At 62.4% G+C, this 21,583-nt stretch carries 14 protein-coding genes; 12 read left to right on the top strand and 2 right to left on the bottom strand.

What is annotated here, in order from left to right:
• The first annotated feature begins 270 nt into the window (after positions 1 to 270).
• The 10 genes from AC2FM5_RS12715 (at position 271) to AC2FM5_RS12670 (ending at position 15,713) form a co-directional block, all read left to right on the top strand.
• Entirely contained in the window at positions 271 to 1,638 is a 1,368-nt protein-coding gene (locus tag AC2FM5_RS12715; protein WP_496735976.1) for a CmpA/NrtA family ABC transporter substrate-binding protein, read from the top strand.
• Between the two features lie 72 nt (positions 1,639 to 1,710).
• Positions 1,711 to 2,793 carry an ABC transporter permease gene (locus AC2FM5_RS12710; protein ID WP_068345377.1) on the top strand — a complete coding sequence of 361 codons (1,083 nt, stop codon included), beginning with the start codon at positions 1,711 to 1,713 and terminating at the stop codon, positions 2,791 to 2,793.
• A gap of 5 nt (positions 2,794 to 2,798) precedes the next feature.
• A complete protein-coding gene (locus AC2FM5_RS12705) occupies positions 2,799 to 4,478 on the top strand; it encodes an ABC transporter ATP-binding protein (protein ID WP_170359407.1) in 1,680 nt (559 codons plus the stop codon).
• A 4-nt stretch (positions 4,479 to 4,482) separates the two neighbouring features.
• On the top strand, positions 4,483 to 6,918 hold the full coding sequence (gene nirB / locus AC2FM5_RS12700; RefSeq protein ID WP_496735972.1) for a nitrite reductase large subunit NirB: 2,436 nt from the start codon (positions 4,483 to 4,485) through the stop codon (positions 6,916 to 6,918).
• Positions 6,915 to 7,247, top strand: a complete 333-nt coding sequence (gene nirD, locus AC2FM5_RS12695; RefSeq protein WP_093963084.1) for a nitrite reductase small subunit NirD — start codon at positions 6,915 to 6,917, stop codon at positions 7,245 to 7,247. Before nirB ends, nirD begins: the two co-directional genes overlap by 4 nt.
• Positions 7,247 to 9,907 carry a molybdopterin-dependent oxidoreductase gene (locus tag AC2FM5_RS12690; protein ID WP_496735969.1) on the top strand — a complete coding sequence of 887 codons (2,661 nt, stop codon included), beginning with the start codon at positions 7,247 to 7,249 and terminating at the stop codon, positions 9,905 to 9,907. Before nirD ends, AC2FM5_RS12690 begins: the two co-directional genes overlap by 1 nt.
• A gap of 226 nt (positions 9,908 to 10,133) precedes the next feature.
• Entirely contained in the window at positions 10,134 to 12,233 is a 2,100-nt protein-coding gene (locus AC2FM5_RS12685; RefSeq protein ID WP_496735967.1) for a hydantoinase/oxoprolinase family protein, read from the top strand.
• On the top strand, positions 12,230 to 13,879 hold the full coding sequence (locus tag AC2FM5_RS12680; RefSeq protein WP_496735965.1) for a hydantoinase B/oxoprolinase family protein: 1,650 nt from the start codon (positions 12,230 to 12,232) through the stop codon (positions 13,877 to 13,879). Before AC2FM5_RS12685 ends, AC2FM5_RS12680 begins: the two co-directional genes overlap by 4 nt.
• Positions 13,876 to 14,958, top strand: a complete 1,083-nt coding sequence (locus AC2FM5_RS12675) for a pyridoxal phosphate-dependent aminotransferase (RefSeq protein ID WP_496735963.1) — start codon at positions 13,876 to 13,878, stop codon at positions 14,956 to 14,958. Before AC2FM5_RS12680 ends, AC2FM5_RS12675 begins: the two co-directional genes overlap by 4 nt.
• On the top strand, positions 14,955 to 15,713 hold the full coding sequence (locus tag AC2FM5_RS12670) for a maleate cis-trans isomerase family protein (RefSeq protein WP_170582693.1): 759 nt from the start codon (positions 14,955 to 14,957) through the stop codon (positions 15,711 to 15,713). The genes AC2FM5_RS12675 and AC2FM5_RS12670 overlap by 4 nt, the downstream gene beginning before the upstream one ends.
• A gap of 50 nt (positions 15,714 to 15,763) precedes the next feature.
• Here AC2FM5_RS12670 and AC2FM5_RS12665 read toward each other — a convergent pair whose 3' ends face one another.
• Entirely contained in the window at positions 15,764 to 18,640 is a 2,877-nt protein-coding gene (locus AC2FM5_RS12665) for an ATP-binding protein (RefSeq protein WP_496735960.1), read from the bottom strand.
• Positions 18,641 to 18,791: 151 nt separating this feature from the next.
• On the opposite strand from AC2FM5_RS12665, the gene AC2FM5_RS12660 reads away from it, so the two are divergent.
• Together AC2FM5_RS12660 and AC2FM5_RS12655 are read left to right on the top strand one after the other, a co-directional pair.
• On the top strand, positions 18,792 to 19,073 hold the full coding sequence (locus AC2FM5_RS12660; RefSeq protein WP_170341400.1) for an Os1348 family NHLP clan protein: 282 nt from the start codon (positions 18,792 to 18,794) through the stop codon (positions 19,071 to 19,073).
• Positions 19,074 to 19,079: 6 nt separating this feature from the next.
• A complete protein-coding gene (locus AC2FM5_RS12655) occupies positions 19,080 to 21,047 on the top strand; it encodes a RiPP maturation radical SAM C-methyltransferase (protein ID WP_496735958.1) in 1,968 nt (655 codons plus the stop codon).
• A gap of 43 nt (positions 21,048 to 21,090) precedes the next feature.
• On the opposite strand, the gene AC2FM5_RS12650 is transcribed toward AC2FM5_RS12655, so the two are convergent.
• Positions 21,091 to 21,583, bottom strand: a 493-nt coding sequence (locus AC2FM5_RS12650; RefSeq protein WP_496735956.1) for a dehydroquinate synthase/iron-containing alcohol dehydrogenase family protein, incomplete at its 5' end; no start/stop codon positions are given.

The following is a 21,583-nucleotide window of genomic DNA, read 5'->3' as shown; positions in this document are numbered from 1 at the left end:
AGCGTCAAATTATGCTGCGTTGCAGAATTTTCACCTGATGGCCGTCAATTTCGGATGACTCATCTGCTCACCGGTGCCTTTATCAGGACAACGGCAGGCAACGTCGCCCACCGTAGGAATTCGCCCGATGTCTTGGGCAAAACTTCTGAGCAAAGCCGCTCGACCAACCGCCTTCTCCTTCCGGCGGTGTGTGTCGGCGGCTTTTTTTTGGCCCGAACGTTGCTCGGGTCGCCACCCAGCCCGGTTTGGGCCGGACCGAAAGGAACAAAGATGAAAAAACTCATTCTGAGTCTTGTTGCGACGACAGCCCTTGTTGCGCCGGCCACCGCAGAAATGCTGGAGCTGGAAAAGGACGAACTGACCTTCGGCTTCATCAAGCTGACCGACATGGCGCCGCTGGCCGTTGCCTATGAGCAGGGGTATTTCCTGGACGAGGGTCTGTTCGTGACGCTCGAGGCGCAGGCCAACTGGAAGGTTCTGCTGGACGGCGTCATCGGCGGCCAGCTGGACGGCGCGCATATGCTGGCCGGTCAACCGCTGGCAGCGACCATCGGCTATGGAACCGAGGCGCATATCATCACGCCCTTCTCCATGGACCTGAACGGCAACGGCATCACGGTATCCAACGAGGTCTGGGCCGAGATGAAGCCCAACATCCCGGTGATGGACGATGGCCGCCCGCAGCACCCGGTCAGCGCCGAGGCACTGGCTCCGGTGGTCGAGAAGTACAAGGCCGAGGGCAAACCCTTCAACATGGGCATGGTGTTCCCGGTTTCGACCCACAATTACGAACTGCGCTACTGGCTGGCCGCCGGGGGCCTGAACCCGGGCTATTACAGCCCCGAAAACGTGACCGGTCAGATCGGCGCGGACGTGTTCCTGTCGGTCACCCCGCCGCCGCAGATGCCCGCGACGCTCGAGGCCGGCACGATCCATGGCTATTGCGTGGGCGAGCCGTGGAACCAGCAGGCGGTGTTCAAGGGCATCGGCGTTCCGGTCATCACCGACTACGAGCTGTGGAAGAACAACCCCGAAAAGGTATTCGGCATCACCGCCGAATTCGCAGAAGAATACCCGAACACCACCTTGGCCGTGACCAAGGCGCTGATCCGTGCGGCGATGTGGCTGGACGAGAACGACAATGCCAACCGTCCCGAGGCGGTCGAGATCCTGAGCCGCCCGGAATATGTAGGGGCCGATTACGAGGTGATCGCCAACTCGATGACCGGCACGTTCGAATACGAAAAGGGCGACAAGCGCGAGGTGCCCGATTTCAACGTGTTCTTCCGCTACAACGCGACCTATCCGTTCTATTCCGACGCGGTCTGGTACCTGACCCAGATGCGCCGCTGGGGGCAGATCCCCGAAGCCAAGGCAGACAGCTGGTATGACGAGGTCGCCAAGTCGGTCTACAAGCCCGAGATCTATCTGCATGCCGCGCGCCTTCTGGTCGAAGAAGGCCTGGCAGACGAGGCTGATTTCCCCTGGGACAGCGACGGCTACAAGGCACCCACCCCGGCCGAGGACATCATCGACGGCATTCCCTTCGATGGCCGTGCGCCGAATGCCTATCTCGAAAGCCTGCCGATCGGCCTGAAGGGCGACCAGAAGGTCGTCGGGACCGAAATCCAAGGCTGACCCCGAACCGCCCTGCCCGGCTGCGGTCGGGCAGGGCCCCTGAAACGCCCCGCCATCGCAAGGACGCATCAGATGACAACGGTCGATCCGGAATTCAACGCAGACGCCGCACGGGACGCGCGCCGCGCCCGTCTATTCACCCGCATCAACGCCGCCGACAAATGGTTCCAGGTGCTGGGCCTCAGCTGGGCCACCCCGGTTCTCAAGGCCGCCGCCGGCGACAATCCCCGCGCCCAGATGGCCGAGATCTGGCGGCTGCTGATCGTGCCGATCCTGTCGATCTGCGCCTTTCTGCTGCTGTGGGCGACGCTGGCCCCCAAGGTACAGACATCGCTTGGGGCGGTGCCCGGCCCGGCGCAGGTCTGGGAGGAAATGGTCAACCTGAATCAGGACGCGCAGGCCAAGGCCGCCAAACGCGCCAAGTTCGAGGCGATGGTCGAAAAGCGGAACCAGAAGCTGATCGAGGCCGGACGCGCGGACGAGGTCAAGCAGGTCGCCTATACCGGCGCGCCGTCTTACTACCAGCAGATCTGGACCTCGATCAAAACCGTGTTCTTCGGGTTCCTGATCGCCACGGTCGTGGCGGTGCCGCTGGGCATCGCGGCGGGGCTGTCGCCCACCGCAAACGCGGCGCTGAACCCGCTGATCCAGGTGTTCAAACCGGTCTCGCCGCTGGCTTGGCTGCCGATCGTGACGATGATCGTCTCGGCCGTCTATGTCACCAATGACGGCTGGTTCGCGAAATCCTTCCTGATCTCGGCCATCACGGTGACGTTGTGTTCGCTGTGGCCCACGCTGATCAACACCTCGTTGGGCGTGGCCTCGATCGACAAGGATCTGGTGAACGTGTCCAAGGTTCTGAAGATGAACACCTGGACCAAGATCACCAAGCTGGTGCTGCCGTCGGCGCTGCCGCTGATCTTCACCGGCCTGCGCCTGTCGCTGGGCGTGGGCTGGATGGTCCTGATCGCGGCCGAGATGCTGGCGCAGAACCCGGGCCTGGGCAAATTCGTCTGGGACGAGTTCCAGAACGGCTCGTCCAGCTCGCTGGCCCGGATCATGGTGGCGGTCTTCACCATCGGCATCATCGGCTTCCTGCTGGACCGGGTGATGTACGCGCTGCAGTCCCTGTTTACCTTTACCAACAACCGGTGAGCGTGATGAGCATCCTCAGCTTCGAAAACGTCTCGAAATCCTTCGGCGAAGGCACCGGGCGCACCGATGTTCTGAACGGCATCGACCTGCAGGTGCAGGAGGGCGAGTTCCTGGTGATCCTGGGCTTTTCCGGCACCGGCAAGACCACGCTGATCAACCTGATGGCCGGGCTGGACATGCCCAGCCGCGGGCAGGTCACCTTCAAGGGCGCGCCTATCAAGGGGCCGGGACCGGAACGCGGCGTGATCTTTCAGAACTACTCGCTGATGCCGTGGCTGACGGTCAGCGGCAATGTCGGACTGGCGGTCGATACGGTCTTTCCGGGCCTGCCCAAGGCCGAGAAGGCCGCGAAGGTGGCCCATTTCGTCAAGATGGTCGGCCTAAGTCACGCGGCGTCGCGCCGGCCGGCCGAATTGTCGGGCGGGATGCGCCAGCGGGTCAACGTAGCCAGGGCGCTGGCCATGAACCCCGAGGTCTTGTTGCTGGACGAGCCGCTGTCGGCACTGGACGCTCTGACCCGCGCCAACCTGGCCGACGAGATCGAGCGCATCTGGGAAGCCGACCGCAAGACCTGCGTGCTGATCACCAATGACGTGGACGAGGCGATCATTCTGGCCGACCGGATCATCGCCCTGAACCCCGACGGCACGCTGGGGCAGGAGTTCCGCGTCTCGATCCCGCGCCCGCGCGACCGGGCGGCGATGAACACCGATGAAACCTTCAAGCGCCTGCGCGCCGAGGTCACCAAATACCTGATGGATGTGGGGATCGAGGCCAAGGTCGAAGGCACCCGCATCCTGCCCGAGGTCACGCCGATCCACGGCGTGCCCACCGCCGTGACCGAGGCGCAGAAGGGCATGATCGACAGCCGGTTTCTGGATTTCTCGCAACTGCACAAGGTCTATCCCACGCCCAAGGGGCCGCTGACCGTGGTCGAGGACTTCGATCTGAAGATCGACAAGGGCGAGTTCATCTCGCTGATCGGCCATTCGGGCTGCGGCAAATCCACGGTGCTGACCATGGCGGCGGGGCTGAACGAGATTTCCAAGGGCGCGATCAAGCTGGATGGCCGCCACGTCGAAGGCGCCGACCCTGAACGCGCGGTGGTGTTCCAGTCACCCAACCTGTTCCCGTGGCTGTCCGCGAAAGAGAACGTGGCGATCGGGGTCGACAAGGTCTATCCGAACGCCAGCCAGGCCGAACGGCAGGACGTGGTGGAATACTACCTGGAACGCGTCGGCCTGGCCGATGCGATGGACAAGCAGGCCAGCGACCTGTCGAACGGCATGAGACAGCGCGTCGGCATCGCCCGCGCCTTTGCCCTGTCGCCCAAGCTGCTGCTGCTGGATGAACCTTTCGGGATGCTCGACAGCCTGACCCGCTGGGAGCTGCAGGAGGTTCTGATGGAGGTCTGGTCGCGCACCAAGGTCACCGCGATCTGCGTCACCCATGACGTGGACGAGGCGATCCTGCTGGCCGACCGGGTGGTGATGATGACCAACGGCCCGCAGGCTACGATCGGCAAGATCACCCGCGTGGACCTGCCGCGCCCGCGCACCCGCAAGGCGTTGCTCGAACATCCCGACTATTACGCCTACCGGCAGGAAGTTCTGGATTTTCTCGAAGAATACGAACACGGCGCCAAGCCGAAATCGCCCGCCCCCAAGGCCATTGCAGCGGAGTGACCCCATGAAACAGAAACTTGTCGTGATCGGTGCCGGGATGGCGTCGGGCCGCGTGCTTGAACATCTGACCGAGACCGCGCCAGATGTGTTCGACATCACGCTTTTCAACGCCGAACCGCGCGGAAACTACAACCGCATCATGCTCAGCCCGGTTCTGTCGGGCGAGAAGACCTATGAGGACATCGTCATCCATGACGGCGACTGGTACGCGCAACGGGGCATCGCCTGCCGCTTTGGCGAGCATGTGGTGAAGATCGACCGCGAGATGAAGGTGGTCGAGGGCGAAAACGGCCATGTGCCCTATGACAAGCTGCTGATCGCAACCGGCTCGGCCCCGTTCATCATTCCGGTTGCGGGCAAGGACCTGCCCGGCGTCATCACCTATCGCGATCTGGACGACACCAACGCGATGATCGACGCGGCCGCCAAGGGTGGCAACGCGGTGGTGATCGGCGGCGGTCTTCTGGGGCTCGAGGCCGCGGCGGGGCTGGCCGAGCGCGGCATGACCGTTACCGTGGTGCACCTGATGGGCCACCTGATGGAGCGGCAGCTGGACGAAGCCGCCGGATACCTGCTGCGCAAGGATCTGGAACGCCGCGGGATCACCGTGCGGACCCAGGCCTCGACCAAGGCCATTCTGGGCGAAGGGCGTGCCGAGGCGGTGCTACTGGAAAGCGGCGAGACGCTGCCCGCCGATCTGGTGGTGATGGCCGTCGGCATCCGCCCCGAAACCCGGCTGGCCACCGATGCCGGGCTGGACGTGGCCCGCGGGATCGAGGTGAACGCGCAGATGCAGAGCTCGGACCCGGATGTGCTGGCCGTGGGCGAATGCGTCGAATTCGACGGCCACCTGTTCGGCCTGGTGGCGCCGCTTTACGATCAGGCCAAGGTCGTGGCCAATACCCTGCTGGGCCAGCCGGATGCATTCGTGGTCAAGGAACTCGCCACCAAGCTGAAGGTCACCGGCTGCGACCTGTTCAGCGCCGGAGACTTCGCCGAGGGCGAGGGACGCGAGGACATCGTGTTCCGCGACCCGGCGCGCGGGGTCTACAAACGGCTGGTGATCGAAGACGACCGCCTGATCGGCGCGGTCATGTATGGCGACACCGCCGATGGCAGCTGGTTCTTCAGCCTGATCAAGGACGGCACCGACATCGACGAGATGCGCGACACGCTGATCTTCGGCCCGGCCTATCAGGGGGGCGACACCGCGGACCCTCTGTCAGCCGTTGCAGCATTGCCGCCTGAGGCGGAGATCTGCGGCTGCAACGGCGTATGCAAGGGCACCATCGTCGAGGCGATCGCCGCCGGGGCCACCGATCTGGCCGCCGTGCGCGCCAGCACCAAGGCCAGCGCATCCTGCGGAACGTGCACGGGTCTGGTCGAACAGGTCCTGCAGGTCACGCTTGGCGATGAGTTCCAGATGCCGGCGGCGCAACCGATCTGCGGGTGCACCGATCTGACCCACGAGGACGTGCGCCGCCTGATCAAGGCGCAAGAGTTGAAAAGCCAGGCCGCCGTCTGGCAGGAGCTGGGCTGGAAAACGCCCAATGGCTGCCATGTCTGCCGGCCGGCGATCAACTATTACCTGCTGGCCGACTGGCCGCTGGAGTATCAGGACGACCCGCAAAGCCGGTTCGTCAACGAACGCAAACACGCCAACATCCAGAAGGACGGCACCTTCAGCGTCGTGCCCCGCATGTGGGGCGGCATCACCAACCCGGCCGAGCTGCGCGCCATCGCCGACGCAGCCGAGAAATACGACGTGCCCACCGTCAAGGTCACCGGCGGTCAGCGCATCGACCTGCTGGGCGTCAAGGGCGAGGACCTGCCCGCCATCTGGGCCGATCTGAACCGGGCCGGTCTGGTCTCGGGGCACGCCTATTCCAAGGGTCTGCGCACGGTCAAAACCTGTGTCGGCACCGATCACTGCCGCTTCGGAACCCAGGACAGCACCGGCCTTGGCATCAAGCTGGAACAGATCCTGTGGGGATCGTGGACACCGCACAAGCTCAAGCTGGCGGTTTCGGGCTGCCCCCGCAACTGTGCCGAGGCGACCTGCAAAGATATCGGCGTGGTCTGCGTGGACTCGGGCTATCAGATCGGCATCGGCGGGGCGGCCGGGATGGACGTCAAGGAAACCGAACTGCTGTGCCAGGTCCCGACCGAGGACGAGGCGATCGAGGTGGTGATGGCCGTCACCCAGGCCTATCGCGAGGGCGGCAAGTATCTGGACCGGCTGTACAAATGGCTGGCCAAGGTCGGCATGGACTGGGTCAGGGCCAATGTGGTCGACGACCTCGAAAACCGGCGGGCATTGGTCGAGCGGTTCGAACTGTCGCAGAGCATCTATCGCAAGGACCCCTGGGCCGAGCATGTGCGCGACAAGGCGCCGAGCTATGCCCCGATTGCAGATTTCACCCTGGAGGCCGCGGAATGAGCTGGATCGACATCGGACATATCGACGACGTGCCGCTGCGGGGCGCACGTCTGGTGAAAACCCGTCTTGGCTGCATCGCCATCTTCCGCACGGCCGAGGCGGAACTGTTCGCGGCCAGCAATGCCTGCCCACACAAGGGCGGCCCGCTGTCCGAAGGCATCGTGCATGGCCAGTCGGTGACCTGCCCGCTGCACAACTGGGTGTTCGACCTGAATACGGGCGAGGCTCAAGGCGCGGATGAAGGCCGGATCACCACCTATCCGGTTCGGCTAGAGGGCGGGCGCATCCTGCTGGACGCCCGCGCCGTCACCGAGCGGAGCGCCGCGTGATGGACGGCTCGAACCTGCCCGAGGTGCGATCCACCTGCGCCTATTGCGGCGTGGGCTGCGGCGTGCTGCTGCGCCCGGACGGGGCCGGCGGTCTGACCGTGCGGGGCGACCCGGACCACCCGGCGAATTTCGGACGGTTGTGTTCCAAGGGCACAGCTTTGGGTGAAACGGTCGGGCTGGGCCACCGCCTGCTGACACCGCGCGCCTTTGGCCGGGATGTGGGCTGGGACGACGCACTGCAACTGGTGGCCGACCGGTTCCGCGAAACGATCGCGGCGCATGGTCCCGACAGCGTGGCCTTCTATGTCTCGGGGCAGTTGCTGACCGAGGATTACTATGTGGCCAACAAGCTGATGAAGGGCTTCATCGGATCGGCCAATATCGACACCAATTCGCGGCTGTGCATGGCCTCGACCGTGGCCGGGCACAAGCGGGCCTTTGGCACCGACACCGTGCCCGGCACCTACGAGGATCTGGACCAGGCCGATCTGGTGGTACTGGTCGGGTCGAACCTGGCGTGGTGCCACCCGGTTCTGTACCAGCGCGTTCTGGCGGCACGGCAGGCGCGCGGCACCCGGATCGTGGTGATCGACCCGCGCCGCACCGCCAGCTGCGATCAGGCCGATCTGCATCTGGCGCTGAATCCGGGCAGCGACGTGGCGCTGTTCAACGGGCTGCTGACCGAGATTCATCGGCGCGGGGCCGTGGACCCGGACTTCGTGAGGCTAACCTCGGGTCTGGAAGCCGCACTGGAAACGGCCGGAAACGACCAGATCTCGGAAACCGGCCTGCCTGCCGAAAAACTCGCCGCATTTTTCGATCTATGGATCAATACCCCGCGCGTCGTGACGGTCTTCAGCCAGGGAGTGAACCAATCCTCCAGCGGGACCGACAAAGTCAACGCCATTCTGAACTGCCATCTGGCCACCGGTCGGATCGGACGGCCGGGAATGGGCCCGTTCTCGGTCACCGGCCAACCCAACGCGATGGGTGGGCGCGAAGTGGGTGGTCTGGCCAACACGCTGGCTTGCCATCTGGACATCGAAAACGCCGATCATCGCGCCGCGGTTCAGGCGTATTGGCAGGCGCCTGCAATACCGCAGTCTCCGGGGCTGAAGGCCGTGGACATGTTCCGTGCGGTCGAAGATGGGCAGATCAAGGCCCTTTGGATCATCCACACCAACCCGGCGGCAACCATGCCCGAAGCTGACAGGGTCAGCCGCGCAATCGCCGCCTGCTCGTTCACGGTCGTCAGTGATCTGACGTTGAATACCGATACGGCGCGTCTGGCCGACGTTGTGTTGCCGGCCGCTGGGTGGGCCGAAAAGAACGGAACTGTCACGAATTCGGACCGAACCATCAGCCGGCAACGCGCCGTTTTGCAGTCACCGGGCCAAGCGCGCCCGGATTGGGACATCCTGGCCGAAGTTGGCCGCCGCATGGGATGGAAAACCGCGTTCGACTACGCTTCACCGGCCGAGATATTCCGGGAATACGCCGCAATGTCCCAAATCGCCGCGCAGTTCGGGAAAGACTTCGACATTTCGGGCTTCTCCGAAATTGACGAGGCGGGCTATGCCGAATTGGAACCCACCCGCTGGCCATTGGGTCGCAAGGGTGCAGGTGGGAGATTTTTTGGTGACGGACACTTCTTTCACTCCGACAGGAAGGCCCGGATCGTTCCCGTTGCTCATCGGCGTCCGGCAGCCCTGCCCGGACCGAAATATCCCTTTGTGATGAACACCGGACGCACACGGGATCAATGGCACACCATGACCCGGACCGGTCTTTCAGCCCGCCTGTCCGCCCATCTGGCCGAGCCGTTTGTGGACATTCATCCCCAGGACACCGCCCGCGAGGGGATATCCAGCGCAGATCTTGTCGAGGTCACCAGTCCCACTGGGCGTGGTATCTTTCGCGCGCGCATCACCCAAGATGTTCGCATCGGTCACGTCTTTGCCCCCATCCATTGGACTGCGGAAACGGCCCCTTCGGGCCGGGTGGACATGCTGGTTCCCGGCACTACTGATCCGATTTCCGGACAACCCGAAAGCAAGGCAACACCCGTTTCGATCTCGGTCATGCAGGCGGCGTGGTACGCCTTTGCAGTCTCCAGGAACCCCCTGATCCCCTCGGTCGCTTACCGGGCGACGGCCCGAACGGACAACGGTTACAGGACAGAGCTGGCTGATCATGCCCGGATACTGAATTGGGAAAAAACCGCCCGCGAATGGTTTGCGCTGACCGATGCGGACGCGGTCACGGCAGGTGACCCCGCCCGCGGTTCATTTCGCATTGCGTTGTCGCAGAACGGATGCCTGCAAGCGGCATTGTTCGTGTCGCCGCGCCCGCTGCCCCTGATGCGGGACTATCTTGCGTCGATGCCGGACATACCACCCGCACAGTTTCTGACCGGCCGCGCACCCGCAGATGCCAAGGACACCGGACCGATCATCTGCGCCTGTTTTGGCGTCGGGTTGAAGACGATCGTTGACGCGATCTCGTGCGGGAAAGCGATCAGTGTCGACGCTATCGGCGCGGCGTTGAGCGCCGGAACAAATTGCGGGTCTTGCCGGCCTGAATTGGGTGCCCTGATCGACCGGTATTCCCCGGATGCCGCCGACAACCTGAGCCGACAATTGCAGGGAGACGTCGCCTAGCCCGGTCGCATTTCTGTTGACAGGTGATCCCGCGATGGGCAGCATTTTTCTATCGGATCGACAATCAGAGTGATCAAGCCGTGATTGACTGCGCCAAAGATACCCAAGGCCGCCGGGCAACCGGTTGCAACCTCGTCGTCTGACGAGGGACGGGTTTTTTCGCAGTCTTCGGATGCTGAACCAGCAGCCCGAAACGATCTAAAACTTCTGCCCATGGCTTCATTTTATGCTTAATCACGCTGGGCTTCGGCTGGCCGTCGATATTGGCGGCACATTTACCGATACCGTTCTGATGGACGGGCAATCCAATATCCTCGCAACGACGAAAACTCCGACGACACCGGACAACCCAACCGTCGGCGCCTTGATTGGTGCAAAGCGCGTTCTGGATGACGCCAATGCCGGTTTCCCGCAGGTTTCCGGGTTCATTCACGGCACCACTCTGGCCACCAATGCCCTGATCGAGCGGCGGGGTGCCCCGGTTGCGACAATAACCACCGACGGGTTTCGGGACATACTCGAGATTGGGTACGAACGTCGCTACAGCCAGTATGACATCAATCTGGTCAAGCCCAACCTGCTGGTCCCACGCGCACGTGCCTTCACGATCGGCGGGCGAATGGATGCACGTGGTGACGAACTGACACCGCTGGATGTCGCCGGTATGAGCGATCTGGTGCGCCGGATTGAGGATACCGACGCCCAGTCCGTGGCGGTATGCCTGATGCATTCCTATGCCAACCCAAAGCACGAGCTGGCTCTGCGAGACCAGTTGCTCAGGGCTCTCCCCGACCTGGCTATCTCGCTCTCGCACGAAGTCAGCCCCGAGGCGCGCGAATTTGACCGCCTGTGCACCACCATCGCCAACGCCTATATCCAGCCCCAGATGGCCGGGTACCTGGCCGAGTTCCAATCCCGCTTCGCCGCAGAGGGGCTGACCTGCCCCATTCTCATGATGACGGCCGGCGGCGGTATGACAACATTGGAAACGGCCGCCCGCCTGCCGATCCGGTTGGTCGAATCCGGCCCGGCCGGTGGGGCCATCCTTGCCGCACGGATCGCGGCTGAAACCGGTGCGCGCGCCGTAACCAGCTTTGACATGGGGGGGACGACGGCCAAGCTGTGCCTGATTGATGCTTTCCGCCCGCAGACCGCGCGCAGGTTCGAAATCGCAAGGGCCGCGCGCTTCATCAAAGGTTCAGGCATGCCGGTGCGCGTCCCCGTGATCGAGATGATCGAAATCGGCGCAGGCGGCGGCTCGATTGGCAGGGTCGATCGGCTGGGCCGCCTGCAGGTTGGCCCCGAAAGTGCCGGCGCACAGCCAGGCCCTGCCGCCTTCGGCAATGGCGGCAGGGCGGCGACCGTGACAGACGCCGATGTGGTGCAGGGCCTGATCGAACCCGGCCGGTTTGCCGAAGGCCGACTGACGATTGACACAGCTGCCGCCGAACAGGCCATCACCGTGGAAATCGGGAGCGCGCTGGACCTGGCACCGGACCTGGCCGCACGTGGTCTCAGCGAAATCGTGGACGAAAGCATGGCCGCCGCCGGTCGGATGCACGCGGTCGAGTCCGGAAAAGAGTTGGCAACCCGAGTGATGATCGCCTTTGGCGGCAATGGGCCATTGCACGCAACGCGAGTGGCCCGGCGGTGTCAGGTCGACCAAATCGTGATCCCGAAGAACCCGGGCGTAGGGTCAGCGGTCGGATTTCTGTATGCCCCGGTCGCCTTCGAAATCGTCCGGTCGCGCTATGCCACTCTGGACCAGCCGGATCTCGACGGCCTCAACGCCTTTTTTGACGAAATGACAGCCGAGGCGCTGGCCGTGGTCCGCGCCGGTGCACCCGAAGCCGAGTTGTCGATCCGAAAACAGGCCTTCATGCGGTACCACGGCCAGGGTCATGAGATCGAGATCGCGCTTCCGGATCGGGCACTTGGGCCTGCAGACATCGAAATCCTGCGCCGGGATTTCGAATCCGAGTACAGCCGGTTGTTCCGCCGCGCTGTACCGGGAATGGCGATCGAGATTCTCAACTGGTCCGTCGAGGTGTCGTCACCCGCCCCTGCCCTCAGCCGGGTTCCTGACGCAGCCCAACAGCGCACGGCGCGGCCGTGCGACCATCGACGCATTCTTTGTGATGTCAGCGGGCATTGGTGCGACGCCAGTATCTACGATCGATCCGGTCTTGAACCCGGCGATTGGCTGCGCGGACCGGCGCTGATTGCCGAGCCTCAAACCACCACATTCGTCAGCGCGGATTTTCAGGCCAGCGTCGATGGCGGCGGCAATCTCTGGCTCAACCGGATACAGGAGGACGCCGAATGAACACGACGAATACCCGTCTGCAGGTCATGTGGAACCGGCTGCTAGCGGTGGTCGAAGAACAGGGCCAGGCGCTGATCCGCGCCGCCTTTTCTCCGATCGTTCGTGAATGCGGCGACATATCCGCCGGCATTTTTGATGTACGCGGCCGTATGCTGGCCCAAGCCGTTACTGGAACGCCGGGCCACATCAACACGATGGCCGAAGCGGTTAAGACCCTGTGCGGGCGATACTCCCGCTCCGAAATGAAGCCAGGCGATATTTTTCTGACCAACGATCCTTGGATCGCATCTGGCCATTTGAACGATTTCCTGCTGATGATGCCGGTTTTTCATCGTGGCAATGTGGTTGGGTTTTCGGCCTGCACCTCGCATCTGGTCGACCTCGGCGGTTTGGGCATGGGTCCCGAAGGCTCGGATATCTTTGATGAGGGGCTTCGAATCCCGCCGTGCAAACTGGTCGACCAAGGCCAGTTGAGCGCGCTGCTGATGGATATCGTCAAAGCCAACTCGCGCGAGCCCATCGCCAATGAGGGCGACATCTACGCATTGATCGCGTGCTGCGAAACGGGCGCAGCGCGTCTGGCCGACATGATGGTCGAGTTTGGCATCGATACTCTGGACAGCCTGGCCGATTACATCATCGAAACCTCGCGCCGCGGCACGATCGAGGCCATTTCGGCGCTGCCGAATGGCACGTGGCACAATGTGCTGACCGTCGATGGGTACGAGTGCGAGATCGACTTGTGCGCGGCCCTGACCATCGCGGATGACCGGGTTCTGATCGACTTTTCGGGCACATCGGGCTTGTCGCGCAAAGGCATCAACGTGCCGCTCAACTATGCAACGGCCTATACGGTATTTGCCCTGCGCTGCATCATCGGCCCTGACATCCCCAACAATGCAGGCTCTTTGGCGCCATTCCACGTGACGGGACCGGCGGATTGCATCCTGAATGCGCAGCCACCCGCTCCGGTGGCCATGCGCCATACGTTGGGACAGATGACCCCGGATCTGGTCTATGGCTGCCTGTCGCAGGCTCTGCCGGACGCCGTGCCGGCCGAAGGTGCATCGTGCATGTACGACCTGCCTCTGCGCCACGCACCCGAGGCGGTTTCCCGCGGTGGCACGCAGTTTGCTCTGGAATTGGTGTTCAGCGGCGGAACCGGCGCAAGGCCAAGCCTGGATGGCCTGTCGGCGACGGCCTTCCCCTCGGGTGTTTGGGGCAGCCAAGTCGAGACAACCGAGGCTGTCGCGCCTGTCCTGATCACGCGTCGCGAATTGCGCCAAGACAGCGGTGGCCCCGGTCGCCTCCGCGGCGGATTGGGGCAGGACATCGAAATACGCTCCTCCACCGGCGAGGATTTTATGCTGTTCCTTTCGGTCGAACGCATCGCAAACCCAGCCAAGGGACGGCACGGCGGACTGGCGGGCGCGCCCGGTCGCATCCGTCTCGGCCCCGACGGCCCGGACTTGCCGGGCAAGGGCGAGGTGCGAATTGGCGGCGGCGAAACGCTGATCTTCCAAACTCCGGGCGGCGGCGGATTTGGGCCACCCGATGAAAGGTCACCCTTGGCTGTTCGACAGGATGTGCGGGACGAGCTTGTGAGCGCCCGGGCCGCGCAGCATGTCTATGGGGTAAAGCCATGATCCGTCCCGTTTCCCATGTCGCTGCCATGTCACCCTATGCGTTGGCTCAGCTGGATCCGCCGGCAGGACAGCGCCTTGTTTCGCTGTCGCAGAACGAAAGCCTGCGCCCGCCAAGTCCCTTGGTCGGACAGGCCGTCGCAGAGGCGGCCGCGAACTGGCACCTCTACCCGGACCCGGACTGGACGGCATTGCGTGCGCGACTGGCGGAGCTTCATGGCCTGCCCGAGCAAGGTCTGTTGTGCGGGAACGGGTCGATGGAGCTGATTGCGGGTCTGGCGCTGGCCTTTGCCGGACCAGACGCCGCCGTTCTTGCCCCTGCGAACGCATACCCGTTTTTTCGTACCGTGGCTCAGTTGGCTCGCGCCCGTTTCGACACTGCCGCCGAGGTGGACGGATGCGTATCCGTCGACGCGCTTCTGGCGGCCGTGCAACCGGATACCAGGTTGGTGTTTGTGGCCAATCCCGGCAACCCGACAGGCACCCGTATCTCCCGCCGCGATCTGCTGCGGCTTCGGGAAGGGTTGCGGGACAACACCCTGCTTGTGATCGACGAGGCCTATGGCGAGTTCGCCGATGATCTGAACGAGCCGATGTTCGACCTTGTCGCGCGGGCGGACACGGTCGTTCTTCGAACTCTGTCCAAGGCCTACGGGCTGGCCGGGTTTCGCGTGGGCTGGGGCCTGTTCCCGCCGCAGATCGCCGTCCAGATACGCAAGGTGATGAGCCCAAACAACGTGTCGGTGTGCGGACAGGCGGCTGCCTTGGCCGCTCTGAACGATCAGAGCTACATGCGCGAGACATGTGCCCTCACTGCCGAGCTGCGCGACCGGTTCGCCAATCGCCTTCGGTCCGCCGGGTTCGACGTTCCCAAAAGTCATACCAACTTTCTTCTGATCCGCTTTGCGGACCAATCCACCGCGACCAGAGCCGACAAAGCCCTAAGGGAAAAAGGCATATTCCTGAGACCGCAATCCGGCGCGGGACTGGCCAATTGCCTACGTGCCACCATCGGTCAGACTGCAGACCTCGAACTCATGGCCGCGGTTCTGGAACGTTGGGCCGAGGAGTATCAGCCATGACGCAGAGAAATTTCCACCCATCCAGAGGCCGGTCCCGTTTCGGTATTCTCGTGCCGTTCACGAACACCAATCTCGAACCCGACATGACGATGCTGCGGCCCGAGGGCGTTTCACTGCACTTTGCCCGAATGGGTGGCTATGATCAGGAAGAAATACCCGATGCTGCCCAAATGCACGGTCTTGGCACCGCCGATCTGGATGAGCCGCTCAGGCTTTTGCATGGTGTCCGGCCGGATGTCATTCTTTATGGGTGTACCTCGGCAACGCTGACCCATGGCCCGGCCTTCGATCGCGAACTTGCCGACCGTATCAGGACCAGCAGCGGGGCGCAGACCGTTACGGCCGCGGGCGCCTTGGTGCATGCACTGCATACGCTGGAGGCGACACGCATCGGCTTTGCCTCTCCCTATGTCGCAGACATCAATGACTTGGCAATCCGGTTCCTGGCCGAGACTGGCATTTCAACCGTGTCGCGGTCCGAAGTGACAGGCCAGCTGGACAATTACGGCCAAGGCGCCCTGACCCCACAGGCGGTGTTTGACCTGGGTTTGGCCGCAGACTGCCCCGAGGCCGAGGTGTTGGTTTTGTCCTGTACGGACATGCGCAGCGTGGAAATCATCGACCGGCTTGAAAAAACTGTTAGCAAGCCCGTTCTAACTTCAAATCAGGCGATGGCATTCCAAGCAATGCAAATGGCCGGGATCACCACACCACCGGCCGGATTTGGCCGGCTGATGCTGAACCTGCAACGCTGAGGTCGAGCGCCAGAATGCGCAGTATTTTCAGCCGAGGCTTTTTGGGGTGTTCAAATCTTAAACGCCCTCAATGCCTTGGATTGCTCGTGCTGGAAATACCCGTTGCGGTCACACAGGTCGTTCAAATCGGATTGCAGTTCCTTGGCCTCTTTCGTTCTGCCTTCCTGCACCAGAACCTGCACTTCGGCCGACAGCAGCCAGGCGACGAAGGCTTCCATCTCCATGTCACGCGCCAGTTCAAGACCTCGGTTCAGGACCAGCCGGGCATCCGGAAGTTCACCCAACACCGACTGCACCCGAGCCAGGGGAGCCGCTGCGAAACAGCACAGAACATCGATTCCAGCATCGTCCGACACGCGCAAGGCGCGGCGCAACGCAATGGCGGCGTCAGCCGGTTCATTTCGCTGCCAGCACCAGATCCCCCGCGCGATCAGCGCAAAACTGAGATCATAGGCCTTGCCGGTTTCTTCGGCGATCGACAGCACCTCGCGGATACCGGTATCCGCTTCGTCAAACCGATGCATCATGCTGTTGGCGTTGGCACGGGTCGCAAGCCCGAGCACCGAAATCGACCCGGTGGTGCCCGCTTCGGCCACACGGAACACCGTCTGGAACAGATCCGCATGTTGATCAATCGCCGCCCGTGCGGCCGCGAAGTTGCCGTGAAACCACGCAGCCTGCGCCAGTGCAAAGGCCGCGTTTGCCTGCAGGCGCGGATCTTCGGCGTCGGTTGCGGTTCGCAGCGCGCGCTCAGACACCTCCATTGCTTGCCGTACATCCGCCAAGATCGTCAGCATGATCGCCTGGTCGACCTGAAACGCAACGCGCGCGGATGTGTCCCCCAACGCGTCGGACAAGGCTTCCGCCTCGCGTGAGATGGTCAGGATGCGGTTGAAGTTGCCGCTGGCCACCAGCGAAACGCGCAGACCGCGCCGGGCGCGTAGCCCGAGGTCAACAGCCACCTGAGTGCCGGTCCGCTTTTGAACTTGGTCGATGCACCGCAGGGCGTTTTCGAAATATGAGACGGCGGCCTCGAATGAAAACAGCTTGATCGACATCTCGCCGCACCGCGTATAAGCCTCGGCAGCCTCCAGCCATAACTCGCCTTTGTCCGCGTGACGGGCGATGGACTGTGCCACGTCCAGATCGTCGGATGTGCCGCGGCTCAGCAGAGTTTCATAGATCGCACGGTGCAGCCTTGCGCGGCGCTGGCGTGGAATACTGCGATACCCAACCTTCTGCACCAACGCATGACTGAACCGCAGCTGCTGGCCGTCCTGAGATTCCGGCAGTTCAAGAAAACCGCGTTCCACCAAGGTCGAAATCTGGGCTTTGGCGTCGAAGCCCAGCCGTTGAAGCGTGTCGGCGAGAACGCCCCACGTCCACTGCAACCCGCCGACGGCAACCAGCTGCAGAGCTTTGCGGTCCTCGCTTTGCAGGGCATCAATCCGGGAGGCGATCAACGGTTGAACCCGGGCGGGGATCTCGATGTCGCCCAGGCTGTCCATCGCTCCGTTCTTGAACCCGGCTTGCGACATGCGGTCCCGCATGTGGTGGGCAAATTCTTCAACGAAAAGCGGTGTGCGGCCGCTCATGGCTTCGATGTATGAGCCCAACTGACCATCGATGTCGCTCTGGCCCAGCAAGCGCGTGATCAGGTCCTTGCAGGCCGCCTCGCCCAGCGGGGCGACCGGAACGACCTTGAGCAAGCCCATCGGGTCGTTCGTGAACAGGTTCGCGTTGCGCGATGTCAGGAGGATCAGAACATTCGTTCCCCGCACCTGCCCCAGCAGGTTGTCGATGACGTCCAGAGTCCCCTGGTCGGCCCAATGCAAATCCTCGAACAACAGAAGCAGGGGCTTGTCCTGCTTCATCGACAGAACCAGCCGCGACAGCATCTGGTTCAATTGCCTCCGTCGGCGAGACGGATCTACAGCCGAAAGCGCCGGTTCCGTTTGGAAACGGCTGAACAGCGAATACAGGGCCGATCGGGTATGCGCATCCAGGAACTTGGTCCCGCCCAGAACCTCGGACAGCTTCTGGTCCAGTTCGGCATCGGATTTGGTGTCCGACAGTCCCAAACGGGCATTGATCACGCGGGTGATCGGCAGATACGCAGCTTCCTGATCCAGCGAAAAGCAGTTGAACTCCAGAACCTGGTGCGCGCCCAGGGGCCAGTTCTCGACCAGCTCATGCAGCAGCCTGGATTTGCCGACGCCAGCCGCCCCCAACAACAGAACCGAGTTTCCTTTGCCGTCAAGCGCCTGGTTCCACGCCGCAACAAGCTCGGCCAGTTCCCTTTCGCGCCCGACAAATGGCGAACGTTCGCGGCGCGCCCGCGCCATCCAGCGCGACACCTGTTCTTTGCGGCCGGTGATTTCGAACAGCTTGATCGGACCCGCACCCCCATCCAGCTCGAGATCGCCCACATGGGTATGGTCGAAAAGATCACCGGCATTCTCCAAAACCTGACCGGAAACCGTGACCACGTTCTTTCTGGCGGCGGCCTCGATCTTGCTGGCGATGTTCATGACCGGTCCTAGAAAGGCCTGCTCTTCCCCGAGGGTGTGTTGCAACTGGCCCACCAGTAGTTCGCCGGAATGAACGCCAACCCGCACATCCAACTGCCGATCGTCCAGCTTGCCGATGCGGTCGATGATCCGCTGGGCGCTGGCTATTGCCTTGACCGCGTGATCCTCGTCCGCGTTCGGTGATCCAAAAACCGCGAGCGCGCCATCGCCGGTGAACAACGTGGTTGCGCCAAACTTTTCGCAGATCGACATGATCAGTTCGATGGCAGGGCCCAGATGGCTGACGGCGTCTTCGGGATCCAAACTGCCGATCATCATCGTCGAACGAACAATGTCGGCGAACAGAACCGTGCACATTCTGCGCTCGGTCGGTTCGATCTGGACCTGTTTCCTCATGTTCAAGCGCCCCCCGACTGCCCGAGTTCAGTATGTCGCTGATCCCGACCTTTTTCCAGACACCACGCAAGGGTGGCGCGGACCATCCACGGCATTGATATTGAGTAAAAAAACTATTAACAATTGGCCTTGTATTGCGAAAGGAACAATTATGAGTGACCACCATACTCGGGGTTTGACCCTGGAAGATGTTCAGCAGATCATTGGCCGCGGCATCCTTGACGAGGCCTTTCGAAAAGAATTCATCGACAACCCCGAAGGCGTAGTAAACCGCTTGGGAATCTCGCTCGATCAGGATGGCGAGGCGCGCAAGCTGTTGGCCGCGATTGGGAACGTCTTTTCCGGTGAATCCGACCTGAAGTCGGCGATGCAAGACATCAAGAATGCCTACGAAGATACGTCCGACGGTGTGATCCGGCCCCGCTGCGCGTAACTTCGCATGAGCGAAAGCGCGGTCGTCTCCAGTCAGGACCAAGGCGCAGCTCTGCATAAGCTGTGTCTGGTGTCCATGCCGTTTTCTTCGCTGCAACATCCCGGGCTTGGGATGTCTCTTCTTGCGCAGCTGGCGCGGGACAACGACTTTGCGACGACCGAGAAGTACTTCAGCTTCGACTATGCCGAGGCGATCGGCCTCGATGAGTATTTCATGCTGTCTGATGGCCGCTGCTATCAGGCGCTGCTGGGTGAATGGATATTCAGCGATCTTATCTACCCGCGCAGCGATCTGGACGCGATGGACTACCTGACCACGGTGCTTGGTGACTATGTATCCGGAGTCGAGTGGCTGGCGTTCATGCAAAACGCCATCGCAGCCCGAAAGCAAGCCGGAGCGTTTGTCGAACGTTGCGCCGATGCGGTGATGGAACAGAACCCGACCGTGATCGGGATTACGTCGTCGTTCCAACAGGTCATGGCCTCGATCGCACTGGCCCGGGCTGTGCGGAAACGGTCAACCGACGTGATCATAGTGATGGGCGGCGCTAATTGCGAGGGGTCGCTGGGGCGCGCGCTTATACAGGCACATCCTGAACTGGACGCGGTTTGCATAGGCGAAGGCGACCATGCCTTTCCCGAGTTTCTGAAAGCCCTGGGGCCAAGCAGACCCTTGCCCGTGGTCGAGGGGTTTCTGAACCGGAGCCAATTGGATAACCCGCTGGAGGAGTCTCGACCGCGCCTGACCACGGATCTGGACAAGCTGCCCATACCGGACTTCAACGCCTTCTTTGATCAATTTCAAAACACTGCGGGACTATCAGAGCGCCTTGTGCCATCTGCTACGATCGAAACATCGCGTGGCTGCTGGTGGGGAGCGAAACACCATTGCACTTTCTGCGGGCTGAACGGCCAATCGATGACCTATCGGAGCAAGTCAGCCGAGCGGGCTTATGCCGAATTCTGCACGCTTGCCGATCTCTATGGCCCGGATCTCGTCGTGGTCGACAACATTCTGGATCACCGCTACCTCAAGACCCTGATCCCGAAACTTGCGCAGGACACGAGACCATTCCTGATGCATTACGAGGTCAAATCAAACCTCTCGCCGACCGTGATCGCCCGTCTGGCCGACGCCGGCGTTCGAAAGATCCAGCCGGGGATCGAGACCTTCGATACTCCGACCCTTGCGCATATGAGGAAAGGGGTCAGCGGAATTCAGAACATCCAGACGCTGAAGCTGTGTGCCGAGGCCGGAGTTTTTGTCGAGTGGTGTTTCCTCTACGGGTTTCCCGGTGAAAGCCCCGAGGCCTTCGAACGGATGGCAAAGCTTATTCCGCTGCTGCATCACCTGCAACCACCCGGCTCGATTGGACCCGTGCGAGCGGACCGGTTCAGCCCGTATTTTGAACACCCCGAGGCATTTGGGGTCGAGGTCGAACCAGCGAAGCCGTATTCCTTCATATTCGACCTGCCGCCCGAAGAAGTCTGGAATTTCGCCTACCATTTCGACATCGTCGACAACGGTCCAAGCCCGCCAGCGCAGCGCGCGGCGTCGACGCTGGATGCTCTTTCTGCATGGCAAAGCGAGGCCGGTACGTCAGCCCTCTATGTCGAGGGCAACACGGTGATCGACCGGCGAGCGTCAGGCAAACGCGTTGTTCACCAATTGGACGATGCGGCTCGGGCCATCCTTGACCTGAGCCCAGTGATCATCGGCAGGGCGCTTCTTGGTGATCAGGTATCCGACTTGTACGGGGTGGACGCTTTTGACTCTGCGATGGACCGCCTTGAGAAGCTTGGGCTGATTTATGTCGAGGACAAATCCGTGCTGTCCCTGGCCCTCAGATCGCCTGGCTTCCAGCGGGCGCCGACCTGGTCCGAGATCCGCAATGAGCCAGAACGTGCGTTCGCCGCTCAATTTCCAGCAACATTCACAAGTGCACAGGTAGCGGGACCACAACCCGCGGAATGAGACCGGACCCGGAGCATATCAATTCCCCGGATCCGACTAACACTTAAAGAGCAGCCCTGAACAATCCGGTCAGGTTTTCCTCGGTCAACTCGATGGGGTTGCCACCGCACGAGGGGTCGATGATCGCACCCTTGACCAGCTCCGGGATCGCATCCTCGGTCACGCCCAGATCGGACAGCTTGCGCGGGATACCCAGCGAGTCGTTGAACTCCTGCACGAAGGCCCGGAACCCGTCGAACCCGCCCGAAATGCCCAGATAGGCTGTGGCTGCTTCGAACCGGTCGGCGATTACAGGCGCATTGAACTCCAGAACCGCAGGCATGCAGACCGCGTTGGTGGTGCCGTGATGGGTGTTGAACACCGCGCCGATCGGGTGGCTCATGGCGTGGATCGCGCCCAGCCCCTTCTGGAAAGCCGTTGCACCCATGGCGGCCGCGCTCATCATCTGGGCGCGGGCGTCGATGTCGGTGCCGTCCGCATAGGCGCGCGGCAGGTACTCCTTGACCAGCCGCATCCCTTCCAGCGCGATGCCCTGG

Source organism: Ruegeria sp. BHSA162, assembly GCF_059613385.1.
This window is presented reverse-complemented; position numbering and strand designations above follow the sequence as displayed.